Genomic DNA, 23,208 nt, shown 5'->3' on the forward strand with positions numbered 1-23,208 from the left:
ATGAGATTCCAATCACAAAAGGTCGCATATTGGTTCTTTGCAACTTGTATGTTACTCTTATCATTACAAATCGTATATGGTTTTATCATGGGTTTTGCTCGTATTGGGATGGATGGATTACATGATTACATACCATTTAACACGGCACGTGCGACACATACCAATTTACTCGTCGTATGGTTGTTAACGGGATTTATGGGTGCTGCCTATTATATCATCCCGGAAGAATCCGATCGGGAATTGTATAGTGTAAAACTTGCATACATCCAACTCGTTTCTTGGGTAGTAGTCGGTGTGATTGCCATAGCTGGTTTTCATTTTAATTGGTGGGAAGGGAGAAAGTTTTTGGAAATTCCAAGGCCCCTTGATTACCTTGTGGTGGTCAATGTTCTAACTTTTCTTTTTAACATCGCCATGACCATTTGGGAAGCCAAAAAAAGAAGTACAACACAACTGGTTCTCTTCTTTGGTCTGTTATGTGCTGCTCTGTTATACCTTCCAGGTATGATTTACTTCGACAACCAAACTCTTGATTCCTACTTTCGTTGGTGGGTCGTTCACCTTTGGGTGGAAGGTGTTTGGGAACTCATCATGGGTGGTATCTTAGCATTTTTACTCATCAAACTCACGGGAGTGGACCGAGAAGTCATTGAAAAATGGTTGTATGTAGTTGTTGGTCTCACCTTCCTCTCTGGAATTTTGGGAACTGGCCACCACTACTATTGGATTGGAACACCTAAGTATTGGCTTATGGTTGGTGGTATTTTCTCAGCATTAGAACCTCTTGCATTCCTTGGGATGGCAATTTGGGCTCTCAATATGTATCGCAAAAAAGGGAAAGACCATCCGAATAAAATTGCTCTCTATTGGACACTTGGTAGTGCCATCATGTCATTTATAGGAGCAGGATTTCTGGGTTTTGCTCACACATGGCCTGCGGTCAACCAATGGACACATGGAACACTTGTTACTGCAATGCACGGACACCTTGCATTCTGGGGAGCATACGCCATGTTAGTGTTAGCTGTCATTTCTTACGCAATGCCAAACATGACAGGTAGAAAACTATTTACTGGAATGTCTGGGTATTTAGCGTTTTGGGCATCCAATATTGGTATGTTAGGAATGACGGGAGCACTTGCCGTTGCTGGGATCACACAAGTTTACTTGGAACGTAAATTGGGTATGGATTTTCTTGTCGTACAAAAAGAAATCGTTTTCCATTTTATTGGAATGTTACTTGCGGCAACTCTTTTCACCCTTGGAATCACTTACTTTATCGTTGATTTCATTCGTCATGGACTTCCATCGAATGAAGCCCTTGGAAAAAATGTTGGTGATTTAGATTAACATATGTTAACAACAAAAATTCCCTATTACGAACCAACTGGTAAGGAAGTGGAAATTTTTCAAATGGCGGCTGAGAATACTCTGCCGCTTTTGTTAAAAGGCCCCACAGGATCTGGAAAATCACGATTTTTAGAATTTATGGCACACCAAATGGGTCGTAAACTCATCACAATCTTATGCAACGACGAAACATCTGCAGTCGATCTTGTTGGACGATTTATCGTAAAAGGTGCTGATACTGTTTGGATGGATGGCCCACTTACCACAGGAGTGAAAGAAGGTGCGATTGTGTATTTGGATGAAATTGCTGAAGCAAGACCAGACACTCTTGTAACCATCCACTCACTCACTGACCATAGAAGGACATTATTCATCGAACGTAAAAATGAAGAGTTGGTTGCACACCCTAATTTTTTACTCGTGGCATCCTATAACCCAGGTTACCAAAAAGGATTTAAAGAATTAAAACCATCCACCAAACAACGATTTTTGGGATTGGATTTCCCTTATCCAAAAGCTTCAGTAGAAGAAAAAATCATTATAGGAGAAACTGGAATTTCAGAATCAATTTCTAAAAAATTGGTCCAATACGCAAATTTGGTTCGCCATAAACCTGAGTTAGGTTTGGCAGAAACTATATCCACAAGGTTACTTGTATCTTGTGCGAAATTGATTGCCAAAGGCCTTCCTTCTCGAATGGCAGGACGAACTGCGATTATCTTACCTCTCACTGATGATGATGATACAGTGACAGCCCTACAAGATAGTTTTGATTTAATCTTTTAGGATTTCAATTTGGAATGGGATCAGTTTGTTTTTTACCAAGGTCATAAACTTTGGAAAAAATTAAAAGCTAAGTTAACACCACCGAGTCCATACGAAGAATATCGAATGGAAACAGAGGAAATCAAAATCATTCGGTTTCTCCAAACCATACGGAAAGAAACCACCTCGCTTTTGTATGGTGGTGAGACCATTTCGTTAGGTCAAAATTATTTAAAATTTCCAGAAACACTTCATTGGTATTCTTCAGAAGCTGAAACCAAAATGCAAGTACGAATACTCCTTGCTTATTTATCTTATTTGTATGAGAGACAGTTTGGCTCCGAACATTCACCTAACAAGAGCCAAAGTAGGAATGAATTTAAGGTCATGAACCTTAAACATTCAATGGAGGAAAATCAAACCCAAAACGTTTTTTTAAAAGAATCTTTTTATCAATTGTTTCGTTCGTTTCTGAAACGTTACCCTGGTGCCTATATTGATTGGAAAAGGATCCGAAAGGATCGTTTGTTACTTCGAAAAATAGATTCTAAACAATACCAATATATCGTTTCCTTTTTTTACAAAGCAAACGTCTCACTTTCTAATACCAAGATCAATTTCCCTGTTGGAAAAGATTTTATATCCAATAAACAAAAACAAAAAATGGAATCCAAAGAATCGAAACAAAAATTAGATCCAAGTGATGCAGAACTTTTAGAGGTAGATGAGAAAAAAATCGAAGAATATACCTTAGGTCATAATTTTGAAAAAATTGAAACTGTTGAAGAGTTTGATGGCCAATGGAGGGATATTGATGGGGAGGAGGATATGGAAGAAGAGGAAGCTTTAGAAGAGCTAAATCTGAAACACATCATCCGCACAGAAGATCCCGTTCATACAACAAGGACGAGTGAATCGGGGGCTGGGACCTTACTAGAAATCTTAGAAGATTCAAAGAATGAAAAACCTTTTTTATACCCTGAGTGGGATTATAAACAAAAACAATACAAACCTAATTATTGTTCTGTGATAGAAGAATTTCCTAAGGCACTTGATTTTTCTTACACTTCAAAAGTATTAGAAAAACAAAATCGGACCCTACTATTATTAAAGAAAAAAATGACTGCCTTACTGAACCAAACGCGAATCAAAAAACGTTTGGTTTCAGGTGCTGATATTGATTTAGATGCACTGGTAGACCGGTATGCGGATTTGAAAGCCAAAAAAAGTCCATCTGAATCAATTTATATGAATCCGATTCGGGATGTTTCCGACATCGCTTTGTATTTTTTAGTGGATTTGAGTTTATCGACTGACTCGTGGATCCATGATAAACGTATTTTGGATGTGGAAAGAGAAAGTTTGTTATTGTTCTCTGAATGTTTAGATGATTTAAGGATCCCTTTTGGGATTGCTGGATTTTATTCACGAACAAGAAATCATAATCAATTCATTCATGTGAAACAAATGAATGAATCTTGGAAGGTTGTAAGAGATCGTTTGGGGACTTTATCACCCATTGGTTATACAAGGGTTGGTCCTTCTCTACGTCATTCCAATTCATTTTTTAAAGATTTAAGTTACAAACAAAAGTGGATTATTTTAATCACTGATGCAAGGCCCAATGACTATGACCAATATGAAGGAAAGTATGGAATTGAAGATGTGAATAAGGCAGTTGGCGAATGTTTGTTAAATGGTGTGCAAGTGTATACATTGGCAATTGGTACGGAAGAAAAACCAACCATCCCTGCCATGATGCGGAATGCAAGTTACCAAATGTTGTTCCAACCCGAAAGGTTACTCGATTCCTTACAGGAATTTTTTAGAAGGGCCATTCAAGTATAAATATTAATTCGACTACGATGGTTTTCCATCTGGACGTTTTGAAAAAAGGATCACCGTATACTGAATCAAAAATAAAATAAAACAAATCATCCATCCAATCCCGGACAAATCATATGCATATTTATATTGATGGAACAGTGGTAAAAATACCCGGATCAATACGGAAACATTGAGTAAAACATAGGCGAAAACCGTTAACGGTGAAGCCAGAATGGGCCTTCCCGTATGACCCAAACTCACTCTTGTGATCATCCCATAAATGAACACTCCAAGGCCACCCACCGTTAAACTATGTATGGCAGAAGAGACGGGGAATAAATTTAAATCGGAAATACTATACAATAAAAATCCGAAACATACCCAAAAGTATCCAAGATACAAAATCCAAAGAATAGGTTTTTGGTATGACTTCCAAGGTTTCCAAGAGAGATACCGAATGGTATTGGTAACAAATAATAATAAGGCAATTATCGATGATAACAAAACGAATCCTTGCATCAGTTTAGCGAGATAAAAGAAAAATGGTAAATACAAAAGTAGTGTTTCTAATTTTGGTATCCGTTTGAATGAATATCCTTGTATCACTACTCCTGAAAAAAAAGGAATCACTCGACCTCCAATGATTAGGATAAGAAACAAAACAACAAAAATACTTAAGTGGATATAGAGCAAAGTTCGTTCTGGATCTAAAATTGAATACGCACAAATCGCACTCAAAATATGGAAGACCGTGAAGAGGGCATAATGGTATAAGATTGGCCGATTGTGTTTTTGGGTTGGAACAATCAGTTTAGGAACGAGTAAATAAATGACAAAAATGTCAGAACAAATATCAAATCCAAACGAAATATAACCCCATATTCCAACTGAAAAAAATGCAAACCTTCCGAACAACCAAAACAAAAGTAGGTAAAAAAGATTCTCTCCTTTTAGAATTGTGCTATTTGTCCAATTCTGTACGGCAGTGAATAAAAATCCTAAAACAATTGCTTTGGTAAACCCAAAAACCATTTCATATGAATGCCAATGGATCGCATTCACTTGGATCGGGTTTATGATGACATTCGAAAGTACGAATAACCAAATGCCTATAACAATGATTCCATACAGAGAGCCAAACCAAAAAAAGGGGCGAAATGCGGTATTCCAAAAGCTAAGTTGAAAAAAGGAAACATTCATACTTCGATACTAATGAAAATCAATATATTTTCCTTGATGCAAATCAAGTATTAAGCTAAAATTTTTAAAAGGCCTTCTTTATTTAATACTGTGATTTCACCTTTTTGGGTGTCTACCAAACCTTGCTCTTTGAGTTGTTTTAGGATCCTTGAAAAGGTTTCTGGTCGAAGGTACAATAATGATGCCATTTGTGTTTGTTTTAGGGCTAGAGAATCGGGAGTTCCATAAAAAAGAAAATGAGCCACTCGTTGCATCGCATCCATGGTTAGCCCACGATTAATGGCTAAATTCAATGTATCAATTTTATTCATCAATGAATGCATTAAAATATGGTTCAGTTCAATATTCGAATGCAAACGATTTTGAACTTCGGAAAGCGGCATTCTTAGGATTGTACTTTTTTTTGTAAATCTCGCAGAGGCTGGGTAGGGGATTCCTTGGATGACAGCCCATTCTGCAACAATGCATACAGGACGAAAAAAATTGAGAGTCACTTCATTCATATTTCCATCATATTTAAATACTTGAAGTTCACCATTTATCAGTAAGTCCATCTGTGTGACTTCATCACCTGAATGAAATAAAAACTCATCCTTATCGTAATTTAATTCTTTGCAACCTACAAAGGCTTTCTGTAACGCTTCTGGGTTTGGTTTGGTGATGTATTTGACAATCATGGAAACAGGAGTATCAATTATTTTTTCTTTTTAGCGTTTGGAAATTTAATTTCCGTTTCCTTTAAGAATTTCCAAATGCGTTTTAAGGTTACACGCCAATCTTCCTTTTCTTTTTTTTGAACATCTTGGTTTGTTAGCCCCAATCCATTTGATTCTTTAATGGGCTGAAGTTCAGACACAGGAACAATGGCTGCGATTCCTAAATCAATTTTTAAATACTTTTTCTTAATGATTTTAAAGTCAATTTTTGCTCCTAATAATCTGACGATTTCTAGGATGATTGCCCACTTTACTTTAATAGGCGTCAGTTGGTTATAATTTTCTGTTAATTCGTTAAATAATTTTTGCGTTACTTTCGAATTATTATGGAATAACAAAAATCTGAAGTGTACATTGCCCTTTAAATCCTGAGTAATAATCAAATCATTATGATTGAATTCCTTGAAAGGTGGAAAGTCTACAAGTCTCACAACAACTGAATTGATAAGGTCTAAACTGTTATGGATTTCGGTTTCTGGATGTACTTTGATGGAATAAGTAATATCATCTTCAGGGATTACATCGTTAATAAAAGTAATAAAATTGACTTGGTCTTTGAAGGGGACTTCTTTTAAAACCTCTAGTCTGGATAACTCAATGATATCATCCATAACATTATCAATGGAAGATTGGACATCGATTACTTCTTTTACTAAATTTTTGTCTTTTGCTTTCTGATTAGACTCTCTATACGCTGAAAGTTTTTCTTTCATCGATTTCAGCGGTCCCGAAATCATTGCATCCATATAAAAGAAAATCTTTTCTCTGAGTGAATCTGCCTCCTTTAACCTTTCATATCGATTTTGAAGTTTTCGTTTCATCATCAAAAATTGGAAACGTAAGGCAAGTGTCATCAAAATCAAATACACTAAAAAACTGGTTTCAAGTGAGGAAGGTGAATTGAGATAACCACGTTCAATTAGAATTTCTTTGAGAATGGAATATAGTAAATAAACAAGTGCAAGTAAATGGATGGTGGATCCACGTTTTTGTTCGCGAAATTTAATTAGAGTTACATAGATGGCGTAGCCAATCACACCAATTAAATGAATATCCCAATAACCTATGAAGTTATACCAGAAAACAGGATTCTGAATGATAAGAAATGTAATGATAAAGAAAAACTGAAAGAATAAGTAAAACCTTTGGTACTTAAATGGTTTGAGTTCGAAAAAATCTTGCATGAATTTGATAAATCCATATGGAAGTATCATTAAAAAGGAATATTCAAGGAATTTTAAAACTGCGAAATGATTAAAAATTAGAAACCGAACTTCGTTTTTACATAACTCGTATCCTGAAAATATAAGAGCAAGTACACTGAAACTTAGGTATTCTTTGTTTTCTCTAAGATTAAAGAAGTTGATAAAGAAAAATAGGGCGATGAATAGATAAAATCCTACAAAGATTAACTCTACAAGAGAATCATATAAATTCCCATTGATGGCTTCTTCGTACGTCACAATTCGAATGGGACCCGTGATGATACCAGCAGAAGTGGACAATGAAGAATCTATTTTTATGATTAATACATTTTCCCCTTCTAGTAATAAATCATGTGGGATTGGATAAATCCTTGGCCTACCAAAAGCAAATTCCTCTGGTTCTTTTCCAAAAGCGGAATTATTTTTTCCAATGAGCACACCATTGATGAATACCTCATCAGATTGGTACACTTTCCCGAGTTGGAGTGCTAAGGATTTTTGGTGTTGTTCTGTTGTGATTTCAAAGCTTTTACGAACCCAAATGGATCCTCTATAAGATTTATTTAAGTTACGAAAATTATTCGGAACGGTAATGATATCTAAATTGTTTGGATTGAATTCTGGATTTAGTAAATCAGAGTTATCATTGAAATAAATTCCCCAATCTTCACCGTCTAATCGGAGTACAACGGTATTCTCATCTGCTTTACGGGAACATTGTAAAGAAATGAAGAAAAGCAAGAATATGAAAAGTCGAAAAATAGGTGAGGGTTTCATTTGATTTGTTTTTCAGGGATACGAATTGTAAATTTTGCTCCCATTCCTTCACTTGATTTTAAACTAACCGTACCAGATAAAAAGTTTGTAGAGGCTTCGACCAAAGTTAAACCAATTCCGGCACCAGGGATTTCATTTTTTTTGTCTCTGTAACCACGGACAAATTTTTGAAAAATGGTTTCCATTTCCAATTGGCTAAGTCCCATCCCTTCGTCCATTACAATCAATTGGTGAACTCCATCGCGATTCATAAACTCTATATGAATATCTGTTTTGGGATCGGTGTATTGGTACGCATTTTCTACTAAATTTCGCAAGATACAAAAAAACAATTCTTTTGGGAAATGAATTTCTAAATCATTTGGTCTTACATCAATATAAGTATTTTTTCGATGTTGGCCTAAATGATTTTCAACACTTGCTACACAGTTTTTGATAAATTCAGATACAGAAAAAGTTTCATAAAAAGGAACATATGTTCTTTCCTCCAACCTTTTAAGTAATATTGCTTCCTCAACCATATAACTCATGTAAGAGATATGGTCTTCTGCCTGTTTGATCGGATCTCCACTTTGTTTCGAATTTGTAACCTTGGATTTTTTTCTCGCAGCCTTTTTGGCAGATGGCTTTGTGATTTCTTTAGTGGCTGACTTTCCTTGGTTCGTTACAATATTATCAATCGCGGATTTGATTTTTTCCATTCCGGATTTGAATTCGGAAGATAAGTTGATCAAAAATCCAGTTTTTACCCGCTCCATTTGGATGAGTTCTTTTTCTTGTTCAATATAATTTTCAAGACCCAAAACGATATCGTTTGATAATTGGATGGAAATCATCACAAGGAATATCAAAAAACCCAAATACAATGTTCCAGGCATTGAAATGATGATTTCTAAAGCAGATAAACTATCAATGAGGATAGTAGGTAATAAACAAGCGATTCCAATTAAAATAAATTTTACTTTTTTAATATTGGTTTTTCCATTTTTAACAAACAGATAAATCACAAGACCCATCGCGATCGGTAGGGCATAATTAAAGAGTGCGATCACAAGGATCCATGTTTTGGGATTTCTAAAAAAAAGTGTGATTAAAAAAAGGACAGATAAAAATATTTCATAAACTAGTAGAACCATATTCCGTTTCAACTTTAAGTATTGGTGCATAAAGTTGATGAAAAACACGGGCAAACAAATGAGGACTAATAACTCGGAAACATATGACCACGTAAAACTTTCAAATAAAATGTCTCGGTGTTGGGTGCGTATGAGTACATAAATTCCCATAAAAATGGAAAATAAAGCAAAGAAAAAATTTTCGCCAGCTCTTCCGCGAACAATGGAACCAACCAAAAAGTAGATCCCCATAAATATAAAAACATATCCGCAAACCATTGCAAATAGTTCTTTTGAAAACACTGATTCACGTAACAAACGTTCTTTGGCGATTTTTGGTGCTTCTTTTAATCCATTTAGATTTGTAGCCGCATAAATGCGGATTGCCATTACATTTAATCCAGGTTTGAGAAGGTGAGTGGGTAGTGAATAAATTCTAATTTTTTGAAAATCAACTTCCAACCTAGGTAAAACAGTACCCGTTTTATCAATTAAGGTTCCATTCAAATAAAATTCATCAATGTCTCGAATGCGACCCAATTGAATGGCGATGGGTTCTACTGGAGTGGTGTAATTGTCAGGCAAATAAAAGGAACATCGATACCAATGGTATCCAGTTAAGTTTTCGGTTTTTGAGATTCCATAATCTGGAACTGATCGTTTGACCCAAAAACTTTCTTCTACAGATTCATCTCTCCAGTCCAGGTTGTCTCCTTTTCGAAACATCCAATCTGTTTTTAATATGACTGGTTTTTCAAATGAGGAGATCATGGTTCCACAAGGTTCTGCCACCAAACTTACGAAAGTCGGTGACAAAAACATCGTGAACCCGATTATCAATTGGGAAATTCGGGTTTTCGAAATCATATTGGCTCTACGTTTCGAATTGCCTCTTCAATTTCTTTTAGCTGAGTAGAAATTCTAGCGTCGATTGCTCCCACATCAGTTTCGATAATAACCCCACCACGATCCACACGAGAGTCTTCGTAGATATTAACTTTTCTGAGAGATTCCATTAGTTTGATTAGTTCATCTTTATGAGCGGTTGTGAGTTCTAGGTCAGCAAAGTTCACACGAATGTCGATACGGTCACGATCTTTGATTCGTTTCATCGCCTCACGAATGTTATTGAGAACAATTTCTTTACGTTCGATGATTTCATCTTTGATTACTTTTCTTGCGATTACAAGAATCATTTCCACCATTTGTTTTTCGGAAGCAGCAATCATTTCTTCGCGGATATCAATTGCTTTACCGATGATGGTTCCAAGTCTATCAATGAGTCGTCTAACTTCCCCTTGGCCTTTTTTAAATCCTACTTCACGACCCGCATCATATCCTTTTTGGTATGCTTCGTGTTCGATCTCAGCCTGTTTCATTTCGGCTTCTTTGATCATACGTTCGACTTCCATCTTCGCACGATCTAAGATTTGTTCCGCTTTGGCACGGCCTGAGTCTTCTTCTAGTTTGATTTTTTCTTTAGAGTCTTGGACCATTTGGAAAGCTTTTGTCTTCCCTTCATCTTCAATGGCCTTTGCTTGTTTTTTTGCGTCTTCTAATAATTGACGAACTTGTTCTTCGGTTTCTTGACGATACCTTTGGAGTTCTGCTTCGATTTCTTCAATCGATGGACCTTGGTATTGTTCGATGATATTTCCTTCTTGGTCTATCTCGAAGTCTTCTTGTTCATCGGTTTTATGAAATTTTTTGTACTTATCAGGAAGTTGGATTTCAACTTCTTCTTGTAAGTCGGCAATTTGAATGGGTTTAAAAACTAGTTTTGCCATGTCCTTACTTCAATCTCCAAAGTTTCACTTTGCCTTCATCCATTGCTTCTCGCAAACGATCTAAGATTCCCTTTTGGGCTTCTTCGATTTCTGCCAGTGAGACAGGACCTAATGAATCCCATTCGATTTTGATCTCTTTCACAAGCCAAGATTCCAAATTGGAATAAACTTGGTCACGAAATTCAGTTTCCACACCCTTCAGTGCACAAGCAATGACAAGAGGATGGATCTCAGAAAAAAACCGAGTGAGACTTGTCCTTCCCAAATGAAGCAGGTCTTCCAAACGAAAGTAGTGTTCTACTATAGTTTCGGCATATTCTGGGCTTTTTTTCTGAATTCGTTCAATTAAATTTTGAGATGGCAAAAAAGGGAGCCTGGTAAGGATTTCACCCGCGGTTTTGGCTTTGCGGCTTCGGATTTTGGAAACCGGCATCTTTTTTTCGATGAGTTCCATTTTAAAGCGTAAGAAGCGTTCCAATTGGTCTCGTTCCCGATCGGAATGGTAGTCAATTTCCGCCAATGCCAAAATGATTTCCTCCCTATGAGACTCAGGGTATTCGGCTAGCACTTCTGAAGCAGATTCAGGGTCTGAAAAACTGAGCACCCTTGCGACCACCTCCGGGGATTCTTCCCGAGTGAGATTGCGAAGTAATTCTGTGGGGAATTTTGGCAAATCTTGCCATAATGGCCCCGATCGTTTTGCGTCTTCTTCCTTTAGGATTTCCTCAATGAGAGAATACAATTCATTTGTTTCTGTGTGACCGTAGTTAGGACTTGTGCCGCTCCCCAAAGGATAGGAAACTGTGGGGCTACTTCCTAGCGTAAATCCTTCCAAAGGACCAATTCCTTTATGGGAAACCTCGGGTTGGCCTTTCGATTTTGGTGAATGGTTGGGATGTTCCGAGTCCCTAGGGTCATTTTTGGGACTGGGTGCTTTGCCATAACCGTTTGTTGCGAGGTTTTGCCGTTTCGGTTTTGGGATGACCCCTTTTTTTTGTAAAAAATTGGTAAAGGATACGAGGATGTCTTTTTCTTGGCCCTTCGTGGGAGAAGGGTTTGTTTCTACTTTTAAAAGTAGGGTTTCAATTTCGGCGTCGGTTAAATGGGCGAACACTTCATCCGGTAGGTATTGGCCTAAAATTTGGTATGCCAATGCGGCTTTATTGGGTCCTGGAGAAGCTGCCATTTAGGAGACATAATAGCCTGGCGAGTACTTCGTACAAACCAAAAAATATTATTTTTTTCATTTTGAAAACTTCCTTTCCAAATAAGGGAGAGAAATGTCTCTGAAGGATAGGGATGACCCTCTTCAAACGCATCACTCTTGGCCTCGTTTTCCTGACAATGGCCTGCCAACTTATGACTCCTTCCGAAGGAGTTACCTCTGGATCATTGGACCTTAGCTCCTTTCCTTGGAAAACGGGAAAGGCAATCAAACTCCATGGGGAATGGAAATTTTTTCCGCATACATTGGGGGAATTACCACCTGATGCAAGTTATGCCCTCATTCCTGTTCCTGCACTTTGGAATGAAGTCCCTCTACGATCTGGAATTGAAAATGGAAAGGGTTACGGAACGTACATCCTAGACATTCTCCTTCCCCATGAATCTCAAATTTATTCTTTGTACTTACCTGAAGTGCGGACAAGTTTTCGTGTAACCGTTGGGAATCGAGTTGTACTTTCGGGTTACCCCGGTCCAAACAAACAAACAACCAAACCCAGCGCCCAAGGACAAAGTTTTACCTTTGCAGCGAAAGATAAGATACAAATTAAAATTGAGGTGAGTAATTTCCATCACAAAGAAGGTGGATTGCCAAACGCACCTCTTTTTGGAACGGCGGAAGCCATTCAAAATTATATCCTTGCTGAGAGTACGATGGACATAGCGCTCACTGGTGCTTTGTTTATGTTTGGATTGTATCACTTCATTTTGTTTTTTTATCGTAACAAACAAAGAGAAGCATTTTATTTCGGATTTTTTTGTTTAGTTTTTGCATTACGTTTACCATTCGTAGGAAGTAAAACAATTTATGCAATGTTTCCCAACATTCCATGGGAACTTGTAATTTATGTAGAATATGCCTCAGTTTTTGTATTAGGGATTTTGTTTTTATGGTTTGTAGACGGTCTTTTCCCTCGTTTTATAGAAACCAAACTCATTCGATATTTTAGTGCCTTTGTGCAATTCATTTTAGTTTATGGACTCATCATCAAACCTGAGTTTTATACAGAATTTGAAGTAGTATTTCAGGTGTTAGGTGTTGTGTATGCTGTATTTTTAGGAATCCGATTGTACCAGATGGTTGTGAAAGGATTACCTGATTCACATATTTTCTTTTTGGGTTATTTGATTTTATTTTTTGGATTTGTTTATGATGTATTCCTGGCATACACAGGAGAAGGGGAATCTTCTTTATCGCAAATTGCAGTTTTTTTGTTTTTTGGAGTGCAGTCTACAATTGTAACACTTCGTACGGCACGAACCTTCCGAAAAAAAGTCCTTTTAAAAGAAGAATTTGAAACCATTAATGAACAATTCATTTTAACCAATCGCTTTTATGCAAAATTCATCCCACGAGATTTTTTAACCCACTTGGGAAAAGAAAGTATCGAGGAAGTGAAGTTAGGTGATAGTAGTGAACGAGAAATGACAGTATTGTTTGCTGATATCTGGGAATATTGGGATATTATTTATTCCATTCCTTTGGAAAACCGAATTTTGTTTACCAACTCGTATTTGGGACGCATTGGACCATGTGTTCGAAAAAACAATGGATTTATCGATAAATACATCGGTAGTGCTGTGATGGCACTCTTTGATGGAGGGATCCAAAATTCGATTAAAGCCGCAGAAGACATCCAGTGGGAACTGGAATCTTATAATGAAAGGCGCAGAGGGTTTGGTTACCTTCCCTTACACGCAGGCATTGGGATCCATTCAGGTGATACCATGTTAGGAATTTTAGGTGAAGAGGAAAGATTAGAATCTACGGTTATCTCTGATACAGTGAATTTAGCGAGCCGAATCCAAGGATTAACCAAAAAGTACAACGCAAGGATCCTTGTGAGTTTAACCTCACTCATGTTACACGAAGATTTGGATACAATTCCCTACAGAATTTTAGATTTTGTGCGAGTGAAAGGCAAACAAGAAACGGTGATGATCGCAGAGGTTTTGATTCCAGGGATCGATTCCATTTCTGATCAGAAAATTGCTTACAGGGAACAATTTGAAGCAGCCATTTTTGATTATGAAAGGGCTGACTTTGCTTCTGCGCTCAATGGATTTCGAGAAGTGCATAAAAATAACCCAGATGATATCGCGGCACAAATTTATATCGAAAGGTGTGAATACTACCAATCCGCTGGTGTTGGGGAAGATTGGGATGGGGTCTCTGCATGGGAAAAATAAATCCAATCTCAAATCTACTGCGATTATCATTTTATCTTTTTGCAGTTGTTTGTTTCGTTTCGTGTAACTTTGATTTAGCGAATGAAGCAAAAAATGGTTATTTAGAAATCCAAGAAGTCTCGATAGAAAATCATAAAAAAATTTCGTTAAATGGAGAATGGGAATTCTATTGGAACGAGCTTTATGGTGACTCCTTATTCCAAAAAATTGAAGGAAAACAACATAATATGATAAAAGTTCCCTCTTCCTGGAACTCCGCTCGGCCAGAGGGTACAGGTGGAGATGGGTATGCGAGTTATCGTTTAGTCGTAAAAGTTCCGGATCCTAACATTCGTTATTATTTGCGAGTACAACCTGCAACAAGTGCTTATGAGTTGTACATCAACCGCCAAAAAATTGCATACTCAGGAAATGTAGGAACAGATGTGTTGACTACAAAACCAAAATACCAAATCCAATATGTATCGTTTCAACCGGAATCTTATGAACAAGAAATCATTTATGTTGTGAGTAATTTTAACCATGCAAGAGGTGGTTTTCGAAAACCTATCGAAATTGGAACAAAAGAAGTCATTCAAAATGAATCATTAATGTACTCCGCAGGTGAAGTGTTTGTTTTTGGTGCAATGCTCACAATGGCTTTGTACCAACTGACTGTTTTTTTCTTTCGTCGCGAAGAAAAAAGTTCCTTATTCTTTGCTTTATTTTGTTTATTCACCGGACTACGTTTGGTAGTATTGGATAATTTTTATATTGTTTATGCATTCCCAGATTTTTCTTGGAATTGGATGCAAGTATTGGATTATACTTCTGCTCCACTTCTTGTTTGTTTTTTCTTAAGTTACCTTCGTAGTTTATTCCCTGGAAAATCAGAGGTTCCCAATTGGATGCTCACTTCTTGTTGGAGTTTGAGTCTTGTTTATGTTTTGTTTGTCTTACTTACCGATCCAAAATTATTCACGACTACCAATATCATTTCCCAAGTATTTATTTTATTTTTTAGTATTTGTTCGTTTTATGTTATCCTAAGAATCTATCGCCAAAGAAAACGAGATAGTAGTTTGGTGTTTTATGGATCCTTGATACTTATGTTAGGATCAACACATGATTTGATGGCCGGAAATTATTGGTTCCAAGCACAACCACTAATGCCTTTTTCACTTTTTGTTTTCTTTTTGTTCCAAAGTATTTTACTCGCAAGAAGGAATGCTCGTTTCTATTCCTCAATGGATACATTAACAACTGAGCTCATAGAAGTGAATAATCGGCTTGAGTCATCAAACAAAGTATATTCAAAATTTGTTCCACTACGACTCATCCAATTGTTTTCTAAAAAAGATGACTCAAAAGTGAAACGTGGTGACTTTATCGTAAAACAAATGTCAGTTTTGTCTTCTGACATACGTGATTTCACGGCGATCTCAGAAACATTAAGCCCCGAAGAAACTTTTTTGTTTTTGAATGATTACCTAAGGCAAGTTGGGCCTATCATTCGTTCCCATAATGGTTTTATAGAAAAGTATGTTGGAGATGCGATCTTTGCCTTGTTTGAAAAAGAACCAGAAGATGCACTTTCAGCTGCGATTCAAATGCACAAAACAATCGCAAGGTGGAATAAAGAAAGCCATAACCATCGTGTTGGAGAAATACAAATTGGAGTCGGAATCCATTTTGGTGAATTGATGTTAGGCATTGTGGGAGAAGAACAACGAATTGAATCAGCTGTTTTATCTGATTCAATGGGGGTTGCCAATTCTTTGGAGTCGATGACCAAAAAATATGGGGCAAAAATTATTTTGAGTTTGGATGCACTTTTGGAATTGAAGGAACCAGACTCTTATCCACATCGATTATTGGATTTTATTAAAATACCAGCCAAACAAAAGTTAATTGGTATTGCTCAGGTTTTGGTGGATGGAGTCGAAGATTCTTTTCATCTCAAAATCCAAACCAAAGAACAATTTGAGGAAAGTGTCAATTTGTTTTGGGATGGGGATTTCAAAGGAGCGGAACTTGGGTTTTTGTCTGTTTTGGAACAAGATCCATCTGACAAAGCGGCCCAATTGTATCTGGACCGAGCGAAACAATACATCCAAAACGGACCCCCTCCTGGGTTTGGAAAGGGATTTTTGGCATAAAAAAGACATAGAAACGACTCGAATTTCTGAAAAAGTTCTTGAACTCCCTCTCTAACTGAACGAGAGTCAGTAATACGGAGATTCCCATGACCCAAGCTACCCTTTCTGCAGCAAATGTGAGTAACACAGCTGCCATCCAAACCAAAAGTTTTACTCCCAAAGACATTGATCGAATTTTTAATGCCCAAAAGAAGAAGTCCCTCGAACTTCGTTTGACGAATTACAAAACACGAATTCAGAAACTGAAAAAACTGAAAGATGTTGTGTTGAAATACCAAACAGAAATCCAAAAGGCACTCCACGCTGATTTCAGAAAATCTGCGGGTGAGGTTGATATCACTGAAATTTTACCAACAATTGCTGAAATCAACGATGCCATCCGCCATATAAAACATTGGATGAGACCCAAAAATGTGATGACACCTCCCACTCTCCTAGGTGCCACAAGCCGTATCATTTATGAACCAAAAGGTGTTTGTTTGGTGATTGCTCCTTGGAATTACCCTTTCCATTTAGCGATTGCACCACTTGCGGCTGCCATTGCTGCTGGGAACACTGTGATGTTAAAACCGTCTGAGTTCACACCCAACACTGCCAATGTCATCAACCAAATGTTAGGTGAAATTTTCTCTGAAGATGAGGTTGCGGTGTTTGAGGGTGATGTAAGTGTTGCAACGGCATTACTTGACATTCCTTTTGATCATATCTTTTTCACTGGTTCCACTCCTGTTGGTAAAATTGTAATGGCTGCTGCAGCAAAAAATTTAACGACCGTGACTTTAGAGTTAGGTGGTAAGTCTCCATCCATCATCGCTGAAGATGCTGATTTGAAAGTGGCTGCTGAAAGGATTATGTGGGGTAAGTTTTTGAATGCCGGCCAAACTTGTGTGGCACCTGACTATTTACTCATTCCTGAATCTAAAGTAGAAGAATTTGTTAAACATGCAAAGGATACGACTGAAAGTTTTTTTAAATCGAAACCTGAAAATTTTACGGCTAGTGCTGATTTCTGTCGGATTGTAAATGCAAAAAACTTTTCTAGAGTTTCTTCTTACATTGATGATGCAGTCAAAAAAGGCGCAAAAATTGCTTACGGTGGTGAGGTGAGAAGTTCTGATAATTTCATTGCACCAACCATTTTAACGAACGTGTCTTTGGATGCCAAAATTATGGAAGATGAAATTTTTGGACCCCTCTTACCGATTGTAACTTATAAATCGTTAGATGATGCAATCCATATCATTAACGAGAGACCAAAACCATTGGCCTTGTACATCTTCACTAAAAAAAGAAGTACATCCAAATACGTGCTTCGTAGGACTAGTTCTGGTGGGGCAGTGATCAATGATGTGATCCTACACCTTGTGAATCCAAATTTACCGTTTGGTGGAGTGAACCATTCTGGTCATGGAAGTTACCATGGAGTATTTGGTTTTAAAACTTTTTCTCATGAAAGGTCAGTTTTACAAACACCAAAAGCATCTATCGCAAAATTGATGTATCCACCTTACTCTAGTTTTGTGAGATTAATCGTTAAGTTGACAACTAAGTTTTTTGTTTAAAAACTCTTAGGCCTCTCCAATGATCACTCCCGGGAATCTCTCGGGAGTGAATTCCTGAAAATCACTACAATTCATTAAAAATCCCTTTTTACCATTTCGGAATTTTGTTTGATTCTAATTCAATGATAAATATCAATTTGGGATTTTCCTCAATTGGTGTGACACTACCAGAGTGACTGATTTTGTGGAATCATGTTAAAGGATTCTTCCGCTCATTTAGATTCCCTTCGAATCACATGGTTAAGTGAACCATTTCACCTGGGAATTCCCATCATTGACCTACAACATGTTTGGCTTGTGCATATTATATTGGAACTAGAAGAAGAGATTGTTGAAGCGGAAAAAAATGATTCGGATATCGAAGTCCATATATCATTTCGTAAGGCACTCGATTATGTTGCCGAACACTTTGCCTTAGAAGAAGATCTATTGGAACATTTTAATTACCCGAATTTTAAAGAACATGTACAAGGTCACAGAAAATTCGTAGAAAAACTTACAGAAAGATACTATGAAGCCAAAAATAACCAAATGGCGGCTCTTGGGATTTTGCAAATCTTAAAAAAATGGTTATTCCAACATATCTTACATGATGATACGGATTATGCAGAATTTTTCAAAGCATCGAACGTAGATCTAAAATCCTATTGTAACCAAATGCTGAAATCAGGAAAATATCCGATTTCAAAAGAACAACTTTTGATTTATCAAAATATTGTTCAAATCGATACCACTACCATCTCTCTTCACGAACAATCCATCGATACGATCCAAGAAATTCGTAACATTTGGAAAACTTATAATCTATCAACTGGGATTCCCATCATTGATTTACAACATATATGGTTGTTAAAAATGATTGTAGAGCTTGACCATTCACTTAAGTTAGGTGATGGATCCAGTGAAACTTTTCATAAGGTAATTGCCGAAGCAATCGAATACACCAAAGACCATTTTGGAGTGGAAGATAAAATTATGAGGTACTTTCGGTACACTGATGTTGTCCAACACATGAACCAACACAAACGTTTTATAGAATTTATCAAAATGAGAAATGATGAATACAAATTAGGAAATCCACGGGTGGGTTTACATTTGGTGCAGGACCTCAGGAATTGGTTACTTTCTCACATTGCCTTGGAAGATAAAAAAATTGGGATAGCGTTTGAGTCGAGAGTTCGGGAACTTTCAGAGTTTACCAAAAAACTCCATCAAACCGGGGAAATTGGCATCTCACGAGAACAAAAAAATCTCTACAAATTGGTTTTACAATCGGTCCCAGACCCATTGGATTAAATTCTGACGGAATTTGAATTGCCAGGTTCATTTTCCGTGAAAATCCTGTTACCAAACCATGGAATACGAAGTCATCATCGGTCTGGAAGTCCACGTCCAACTCAATACCAATTCTAAAATTTTTTCCACTGCCACCAACGAATTTGGTGGTAGCCCCAATACTCATATTTCCCCTTTATGCGTTGCACTTCCTGGCACCTTGCCTGTGTTAAATGAAGTTGTGCTTGAAAAAGCAGTGAGAGCTGGAGTAGCTTTGGGCTGTGAAATCACACAATTTACAAAATTTGATCGTAAAAATTATTTTTATCCTGACCTACCAAAAGGGTATCAAATTTCTCAATTTGACAAACCATATGCAACCAAAGGTGGAATCCATATCCAATTGAAAGGGGAAAAAGAAGAGAAGTTCCTTCCTCTCACAAGGATTCATATGGAGGAGGATGCGGGTAAACTCATCCACTCCCATGATCCATCCATCAATCGTTCCTATGTGGATTACAACCGCGCCGGTACTCCCCTGATCGAAATTGTTTCGGAACCAGACCTTCGTTCTTCTGATGAAGCATATGCCTATCTCAATGAATTAAAAACCATCCTTCGTTACATCCAAGTTTCAGATTGTAATATGGAAGAAGGATCACTACGTTGTGATGCAAACGTATCCATTCGACCAAAAGGAGAAAAAGGATTCCGTACGCGAGTGGAGATCAAAAACCTAAACTCATTTAAAGCCGTTAAACAAGCGATTGATTATGAAGTGGAATGGCAAAAGGACGTATACTCACGTGGAGAGTCATTCAAACAGATGACAAAACTTTGGGATGCCACTCTTCTCAAAACATTACCAATGCGTTCGAAAGAGATGAGCCATGACTATCGTTACTTTCCAGAACCGGATCTGCCAACAATTCAAATTTCAGATTCGTTCATCGAAGAGATTCGTAAGTCCCTTCCGGAACTACCAAGACAAAAAAAAGAACGTTATAAAACGGAACTCGGACTGCCTGAGTATGATGCAGAAGTATTAACCAGTGAACGTGAAATTGCAGAATACTTTGAAGAGGCTCTTGTCATTTCAGGGGATGCAAAAAAAACTTCGAACTGGGTAAAAGATGAAATCTTAGGAATTGTGAATAAAGAAAACATTTCCATCCAAGAATTTGCCATTGATCCTATTCGGATTGGAAAACTTGTGAAACTCATCAACTCAGGTGAAATCACAGGAAAAATTGCGAAAACCATTTTTGAAGACATGTTAACGTCGAAAGACCAACCAGAGACCATCGTTGAGAAAAAAGGTCTGAAAGTCGTACGTGATGACAAAGCACTGGAAGAAATTGTTTTACGTGTGATTGAATCCCAACCAGAATCTGTGGAAGGTTGGAAAAATGGAAAAGACCGTGTGCTTGGTGCCATTGTTGGTGGTGTGATGAAGGAAACTAAGGGTAAGGCCGATCCAAAACTCGTAAACGAGTTGATTCTTGCCAAGTTAGGTCCGTTAGGTGAAAAAAAGAAGGTTTAATTCCTTCTTAGATTTTTATTTTATGAACTGAACCAAAATCCACTGGGGACTTAAATGCTTCCTCATGTGGAATCCCATTGATTCGACAGAGTATGGCTCTAATGGGACCAGAATGGCATACAACAATCATTTCATTTAATTTTTGTTTGTTGGTATTTTCCCAAAGTTGCCGTAAATTCCCGTTTTCTTTCCAGTCTTGCAAAAATAGATCCACTCGGTGGATGAGGTCGGTAAAGGCTTCTCCATTGGGAGTTCTGGCATTTACAAAATCCTTCATCCAAGGAATGGTTTCTTTTCGGGGGATTTCTTCCCACAACTTTCCATCCCAATCTCCAAAGTCCATTTCCAACAAACGATTATCAGTTTGGATATGGGACTCATCTGGATTTTGGTTGGGACTGTATTTTGTGTAAAGTGCTTTTGCCAGTTTCATTGCCCTTGGGGCTGGACTTGAAATAAAATGATCAAAGTTAGGTGGCAGATAAGAAAAAGTAACATCTGCTGTATCTTCAACGGGGAATTTCAAAGGAAAGTCAGTTCGCCCATAACATGTGCCTTTGGGAGCAATGGTTTCTGGATGCCGAATTAGATAGAGGTCCATAAAAACACTCCCGAAATCCAAACACAGGTTTCTACCACCTGTTGGACAGCACCCAAACAATCTCCAGTGAACCCTTGGATCCATCGTTTCATTAAGGAAAACATATAAAAGTAACTTGGGATGATACAAAGTAAACTGAATAAAAAAATGGGATGAAGGTACACCAATGCCAAATAAGGAATCACTCCGAGAAGACTTGCAAAAAGGATTTGTGGCCAGGTGATTTCCTTTGCCATGGGTTTTGCATACCCTTCTTCTTTGGCATAAGGCAATAGTTTCATCATAAACACAGATAAAAATCGGCTAAAGCTATGCGCCGATATGAAATACAACCAAACACTGAGTAGCTGAAATTCTGATTTCGAATTCACCGTAAAGATAAATCCATTTTTTTCATACAATCGAAACGATTCTGAAACTCCTAATATTTTTAAAAGTACAAGGAGTGAGATTCCCACAGCACCAAAACTTCCCACACGGCTATCTTTCATGATTCTTAGGATGTCATCACGTTTCCATCCTCCACCAATCCCATCACAAAAATCAGAAAAACCGTCTTCATGAAAGGCACCTGTTATGATCAGCAAAAATCCAACGGAAAGGGTAAATGCAATTGTAGGTCCAAATAGAATTTGGAAAAGTACAAATACAAAGAATTGCAAACAACCTAGTATAAGACCAACAGTTGGAGAGTACTTAATGGAATGGTGTAACCATTCTTCTTTGAATCCAACCCAACGAGGAGACGGAATTCTTGTGAGAAAAGACATACAAACAAAAAACAATCGAATTTCTAAGAGGATGTATTTCATCATGAACTAATGCTTTGTGTCCGAATCACTGACACCTGCATCAGCAAAGGATGCCATTTCATTCATAAATTTCACACTTAACTCGATAAGAGGGTAGGCAGCCAGTGCTCCACTCCCTTCCCCCAATCGTAAATTTAGTTTCAAAAGGGGTTTGATTTGGTAATGGTCTAAGACAACGATATGACCTTCTTCGTCTGATACATGGGAAAATATGGCGTAGTCTTTTACATTTGGACTGAGATGATACGCTAACAAATAAGCTGCTGTAGTAATGAACCCATCTACAATAAAAAGATTTTGTTTGGAGGCGGCTCCAAGCATTGCTCCGGCCATCATTCCTATTTCAAATCCACCGAACTCTGTAAGGATTTCAAAAGGATCATTTAGTTTACCTGTTCTTTGGTATGCTTTTTCTAAAATTTGGAGTTTGGCGTTTTTTCCTTCTGGATTTAGGCCCGTACCTTTGCCTACCAGTTTTGAAAGTGAAATCCCTGTTAGATGAGATAAAATTAACGAAGCGGAAGATGTATTGCCAATACCCATTTCTCCAAACAAAAATACATTTGTATCTTTGTATTTACCTTCTGAAACTAAATTGATACCGGTTTGCAATGATTGTGATGCTTCTTCTTTTGTCATTGCAGCTGACTTTAAAAAGTTTGAAGTACCTTTTCTTATTTTTTTCTGGATGAGATGTTTTGTGTTTCCATCCCAGTCATGATCCACTCCAGAATCAACAACCTCTACACCGATCCCACTATGTTTGGCAAATACATTGGCACAGGCACCACCATTCAAAAAATTAAACACCATTTGCCAAGTGACATCTTTTGGATAAAGTGATACCGGTTCTTCAGTGATTCCATGGTCACCGGCAAACAAAATGAGTTTCGGATTTTGTAATTTTGGTGAAGTAGTATTTTGGATTTCTGAAATTTGTAAGGCAACTGATTCAAGTGCACCTAAGGAACCTAGTGGTTTTGTTTTGGTATCAATTTTTTGTTGGATTTGGTCTCGCCAAACTTTGGTTACTGGGTGAATTTCGGGTAGGGAAAATAGGGACATAGACAAAACCAGTTTGCCGATTGAGTCTATCTCTTCCATCGTTTTTGGGCTTGGAT

17 protein-coding genes are annotated in these 23,208 nt (G+C 37.5%); 8 read left to right on the forward strand and 9 right to left on the reverse strand.

Annotation, left to right across the window (positions count from 1 at the left end; all coding sequences use genetic code 11):
- From EHQ62_RS18090 to EHQ62_RS18100, 3 genes are read left to right on the forward strand one after another with little or no spacing between them, the layout of a single operon-like run.
- Positions 1 to 1,350, forward strand: a complete 1,350-nt coding sequence (locus EHQ62_RS18090; RefSeq protein WP_135645456.1) for a cbb3-type cytochrome c oxidase subunit I — start codon at positions 1 to 3, stop codon at positions 1,348 to 1,350.
- A 3-nt stretch (positions 1,351 to 1,353) separates the two neighbouring features.
- A complete protein-coding gene (locus tag EHQ62_RS18095; RefSeq protein ID WP_135645458.1) occupies positions 1,354 to 2,136 on the forward strand; it encodes a CbbQ/NirQ/NorQ/GpvN family protein in 783 nt (260 codons plus the stop codon).
- Between the two features lie 9 nt (positions 2,137 to 2,145).
- Entirely contained in the window at positions 2,146 to 3,963 is a 1,818-nt protein-coding gene (locus EHQ62_RS18100; RefSeq protein WP_135645460.1) for a nitric oxide reductase activation protein NorD, read from the forward strand.
- Positions 3,964 to 3,975: 12 nt separating this feature from the next.
- Here the strand turns inward: EHQ62_RS18100 and EHQ62_RS18105 are convergent, their stop codons facing one another.
- From EHQ62_RS18105 to EHQ62_RS18130, 6 genes are read right to left on the reverse strand one after another with little or no spacing between them, the layout of a single operon-like run.
- Positions 3,976 to 5,142, reverse strand: coding sequence for an NnrS family protein (locus EHQ62_RS18105; RefSeq protein WP_135645462.1), 1,167 nt, complete (start codon positions 5,140 to 5,142; stop codon positions 3,976 to 3,978).
- A gap of 50 nt (positions 5,143 to 5,192) precedes the next feature.
- Entirely contained in the window at positions 5,193 to 5,819 is a 627-nt protein-coding gene (locus EHQ62_RS18110; RefSeq protein WP_135645464.1) for a Crp/Fnr family transcriptional regulator, read from the reverse strand.
- A 17-nt stretch (positions 5,820 to 5,836) separates the two neighbouring features.
- Complete coding sequence (locus EHQ62_RS18115; protein ID WP_135645466.1) at positions 5,837 to 7,840, reverse strand: 7TM diverse intracellular signaling domain-containing protein; 2,004 nt, start codon at positions 7,838 to 7,840, stop codon at positions 5,837 to 5,839.
- Positions 7,837 to 9,822, reverse strand: a complete 1,986-nt coding sequence (locus EHQ62_RS18120; protein ID WP_135645468.1) for a sensor histidine kinase — start codon at positions 9,820 to 9,822, stop codon at positions 7,837 to 7,839. The genes EHQ62_RS18115 and EHQ62_RS18120 overlap by 4 nt, the downstream gene beginning before the upstream one ends.
- The gene (gene fliH, locus EHQ62_RS18125; protein WP_015676119.1) at positions 9,819 to 10,742 is read right to left on the reverse strand and encodes a flagellar assembly protein FliH; all 924 of its coding nucleotides are present in this window, start codon (positions 10,740 to 10,742) and stop codon (positions 9,819 to 9,821) included. Before fliH ends, EHQ62_RS18120 begins: the two co-directional genes overlap by 4 nt.
- A gap of 4 nt (positions 10,743 to 10,746) precedes the next feature.
- Positions 10,747 to 11,928 (reverse strand): FliG C-terminal domain-containing protein, encoded by a 1,182-nt coding sequence (locus EHQ62_RS18130; protein ID WP_135645470.1) that lies wholly within the window; start codon positions 11,926 to 11,928, stop codon positions 10,747 to 10,749.
- Positions 11,929 to 12,041: 113 nt separating this feature from the next.
- On the opposite strand from EHQ62_RS18130, the gene EHQ62_RS18135 reads away from it, so the two are divergent.
- From EHQ62_RS18135 to gatB, 5 genes are all read left to right on the forward strand, one after another.
- The gene (locus EHQ62_RS18135) at positions 12,042 to 14,156 is read left to right on the forward strand and encodes an adenylate/guanylate cyclase domain-containing protein (protein WP_135645472.1); all 2,115 of its coding nucleotides are present in this window, start codon (positions 12,042 to 12,044) and stop codon (positions 14,154 to 14,156) included.
- Positions 14,144 to 16,294: a 7TM diverse intracellular signaling domain-containing protein gene (locus tag EHQ62_RS18140; protein ID WP_135645474.1), complete on the forward strand. Its 2,151-nt coding sequence runs from the start codon at positions 14,144 to 14,146 to the stop codon at positions 16,292 to 16,294. The genes EHQ62_RS18135 and EHQ62_RS18140 overlap by 13 nt, the downstream gene beginning before the upstream one ends.
- Positions 16,295 to 16,380: 86 nt before the next feature.
- The gene (locus EHQ62_RS18145; RefSeq protein WP_135645475.1) at positions 16,381 to 17,856 is read left to right on the forward strand and encodes an aldehyde dehydrogenase family protein; all 1,476 of its coding nucleotides are present in this window, start codon (positions 16,381 to 16,383) and stop codon (positions 17,854 to 17,856) included.
- A gap of 192 nt (positions 17,857 to 18,048) precedes the next feature.
- A complete protein-coding gene (locus EHQ62_RS18150; protein WP_135645477.1) occupies positions 18,049 to 19,152 on the forward strand; it encodes a bacteriohemerythrin in 1,104 nt (367 codons plus the stop codon).
- A 58-nt stretch (positions 19,153 to 19,210) separates the two neighbouring features.
- Positions 19,211 to 20,674, forward strand: coding sequence for an Asp-tRNA(Asn)/Glu-tRNA(Gln) amidotransferase subunit GatB (gene gatB, locus EHQ62_RS18155; RefSeq protein ID WP_135645479.1), 1,464 nt, complete (start codon positions 19,211 to 19,213; stop codon positions 20,672 to 20,674).
- 7 nt (positions 20,675 to 20,681) lie between these two features.
- Here gatB and EHQ62_RS18160 read toward each other — a convergent pair whose 3' ends face one another.
- From EHQ62_RS18160 to cobT, 3 genes are read right to left on the reverse strand one after another with little or no spacing between them, the layout of a single operon-like run.
- A complete protein-coding gene (locus EHQ62_RS18160; RefSeq protein ID WP_135645481.1) occupies positions 20,682 to 21,275 on the reverse strand; it encodes a histidine phosphatase family protein in 594 nt (197 codons plus the stop codon).
- Complete coding sequence (locus EHQ62_RS18165; RefSeq protein ID WP_135645599.1) at positions 21,260 to 22,087, reverse strand: adenosylcobinamide-GDP ribazoletransferase; 828 nt, start codon at positions 22,085 to 22,087, stop codon at positions 21,260 to 21,262. The genes EHQ62_RS18160 and EHQ62_RS18165 overlap by 16 nt, the downstream gene beginning before the upstream one ends.
- Positions 22,088 to 22,093: 6 nt before the next feature.
- Positions 22,094 to 23,152, reverse strand: a complete 1,059-nt coding sequence (gene cobT, locus EHQ62_RS18170) for a nicotinate-nucleotide--dimethylbenzimidazole phosphoribosyltransferase (protein ID WP_135645483.1) — start codon at positions 23,150 to 23,152, stop codon at positions 22,094 to 22,096.
- Positions 23,153 to 23,208: the final 56 nt, after the last annotated feature.

Source organism: Leptospira jelokensis, from assembly GCF_004769635.1.
GTDB lineage: Bacteria > Spirochaetota > Leptospiria > Leptospirales > Leptospiraceae > Leptospira_A > Leptospira_A jelokensis.